Raw genomic sequence first — 2,073 nt, forward strand, 5'->3', positions numbered from 1 at the left:
GGCGGGGCGGTTGTTGTCGTTTGTGGGGGACGGGTCTGGGGTGGATCCGGTGGATGTGGGGTTGTCGTTGGTGTCGTCGCGGGCGGTGTTTGAGCATCGTGTGGTGGTTTTGGGGGGTGGGCGGGAGGAGTTGCTGGCGGGTTTGGAGTTGGCGGCTGATGGGGGTCGTTCGGCTGGTGTGGTGGTGGGTTCGGGTCGTGGTGGTGGGCGGCCGGTGTTTGTGTTTCCTGGTCAGGGGTCGCAGTGGCTGGGGATGGCTGCGGAGTTGTTGGATTGTTCTGAGGTTTTCGCGGGGCGGTTGGGTGAGTGTGCGCGGGCGTTGGCTCCGTGGGTGGAGTGGGATGTGCTGGCGGTGTTGCGGGGTGAGGAGGGTGCGGCGTCGTTGGAGCGGGTGGATGTGGTGCAGCCGGCGTTGTGGGCGGTGATGGTGGCGCTGGCGGAGGTGTGGCGGTCTTTTGGGGTGGAGCCTGCGGCGGTGGTGGGGCATTCGCAGGGGGAGATTGCGGCGGCGTGTGTGGCGGGGGCTTTGTCGTTGGAGGACGGGGCGCGGGTGGTGGCGGTGCGCAGCCGGATTATTGCGGAGGATCTGGCGGGTCAGGGCGGGATGTTGTCGGTGGCGTTGCCGGCGGCTGGGGTGGAGGAGTTGCTGGGTCGGTGGGAGGGGCGGTTGCAGCTGGCGGTGGTGAACAGTCCGGGGTCGGTGGTGGTGTGTGGGTCTGGGGATGAGTTGGAGGAGTTGCGGGTTGTGCTGGAGGGGGACGGGGTTCGGGCGCGGCGGATTCCGGTGGATTATGCATCGCATTCGGTGTTTGTGGAGGGTATTCGGGAGCGGCTGCTGGCGGAGCTGGATGGTGTTGTTCCGGTGGCGGGGAAGGTTGATTTCTATTCGACGGTGACTGGTGGGCTGGTGGATACGGCTGGTCTGGATGCGGGGTATTGGTATGCGAATCTTCGGCAGACGGTGCGTTTTGAGGAGACGACGCGGGCGTTGCTGGGGGATGGGTTCGGGTTGTTTGTTGAGGTGAGTCCGCATCCTGGTTTGTTGGTGGGGTTGGCGGAGACGTTTGAGTCGGTGGGTTCGTCGGCGGTTGCGGTGGGGACGTTGCGGCGGGGTGAGGGGGGTTTGCGGCAGCTGGCGGGTTCGTTGGCCGAGGCGTGGGTGAATGGTGCGCCGGTGGACTGGTCGGGGTTCTATGCGGGGCGCGGGGCGCGGCGGGTGGAGTTGCCGACGTATGCCTTCCAGCACGAGCACTACTGGCTGGACGGTTCGTCGTCGGTGGCGGATGTGGCGTCGGCGGGGCTGGATGCGGCGGGTCATCCGTTGCTGAGCGCGGTGGTGTCCTCCCCGGAGTCCGGGGGTGTGGTCCTGACCGGGCGGGTCGGTCTCAACTCGCATCCGTGGCTGGCCGATCACGCAGTGGATGGCGTCGTGCTGTTCCCGGGGACGGCGTTTGTGGAGCTGGCGGTGCGGGCCGGGGACGAGGTCGGCTGCGGCCGGCTGGCAGAACTGACGCTGCAGGCGCCGCTGATCCTGCCGGAGCGGGGGGCGGTGCGGCTGCAGGTCGTGGTCGATGCTCCTGATGCTGGGGGCGGCCGGCCGGTGCGGGTCTACTCCCGCCGTGAGGACGCGGTGGATGGGTTGTGGGTGTTGCATGCGAGTGGGCTGTTGGAGGGGCAGGTGGCTCAGGCGTCGTTTGATCTGGTGGAGTGGCCGCCGGCAGGTGCGGTGGCCGTGAGCACCGAGGGCGCCTACGAGCTGCTGGCGGGTGTGGGTCTTGAGTACGGGCCGGTGTTTCAGGGGTTGCGGGCGGTGTGGCGGCGGGGTGAGGAAGTCTTCGCGGAGGTCGCGCTGCCGCAGGTGGCAGGAGAGGTGGCGGGCAGTTTTGGGTTGCATCCGGCGTTGTTGGATGCGGCGTTGCATGGGGTGGCGTTCTCGTCGGTGGCGGGTGAGCGGGCGGAGTTGCCGTTTTCCTGGGGTGGGGTGAGTCTGTTCGCGTCGGGGGCGTCGGTGTTGCGGGTGCGGTTGATGCCGTTGGGTGTGGGTGTGGTGTCGGTGGAGGCGGCGGACGGTGC

At 68.0% G+C, this 2,073-nt stretch carries 1 protein-coding gene; it reads left to right on the plus strand.

What is annotated here, in order from left to right; all coding sequences use genetic code 11:
- Window positions 1-253 precede the first annotated feature (253 nt).
- The coding region (locus AB0D14_RS44890) for an acyltransferase domain-containing protein (RefSeq protein ID WP_362791301.1) at window positions 254-2,073 on the plus strand (1,820 nt) is incomplete at its 3' end.

This window comes from Streptomyces sp. NPDC048484, from assembly GCF_040651415.1.
GTDB lineage: Bacteria > Actinomycetota > Actinomycetes > Streptomycetales > Streptomycetaceae > Streptomyces.